This is a genomic window from Mesorhizobium sp. M1A.F.Ca.IN.020.06.1.1 (genome assembly GCF_004023265.1).
Taxonomy (GTDB): domain Bacteria; phylum Pseudomonadota; class Alphaproteobacteria; order Rhizobiales; family Rhizobiaceae; genus Mesorhizobium.
In genome coordinates this window covers 1-521 of record NZ_RZSR01001744.1, presented here as the reverse complement: position 1 = coordinate 521, position 521 = coordinate 1, and the positions used below count along the sequence as shown (strand labels likewise).

Annotated in this window: 1 protein-coding gene; it reads right to left on the bottom strand. The window is 58.5% G+C overall.

What is annotated here, in order from left to right; all coding sequences use genetic code 11:
- A partial coding sequence (locus EOA60_RS36660) for a transporter substrate-binding domain-containing protein (RefSeq protein WP_128312810.1) occupies positions 1-521 on the bottom strand: 521 nt, incomplete at both ends.

Sequence of the window (521 nt, the reverse complement as noted above, 5' to 3'; positions counted from 1 at the left end):
GCATTATACGCGTCCCGGAAATCGGAGTCATCTTGGCGGAACGCAAGTGCAGGGTAGCCGTAGATGACGTTGCCCTTGGCGTCCACCGGTTGCGTGAACGGCAGCGCGCGTTCAACCTTGTCCGGTGCGGCAGCAGCCCCAGCGGTGACGGTGGCAGTGGTAGCGGCGAATACATCAACGCGCCCTGCTATCAAAGCCGACAGGACCGAATCCATATCTGGAAAGAGCAAAACCCTGCTTTCCGGTACACCGGCATCAAGAGCGATCTGCCCCTCCACAGAGCCTCTACCAGCTCCCAGGATCACGTCGCCTTTCTGAGCGACGTCAGCGTAGCTGTGAAGCGATTTGGGGTTACCCTTTGCCACCAGAAAGGATTCGCCCATCTTGATATCTGGATTTCCAAAAGCGACTACCTTGCAGCGCTCAGGTTTGATGTAGAGACCAGCTGCGATAACGTCGAATCGGCGGGCCTGCAGCCCGGGTATGAGGGCGCCGAACTCGGTGATGACGGCCTCTACCTC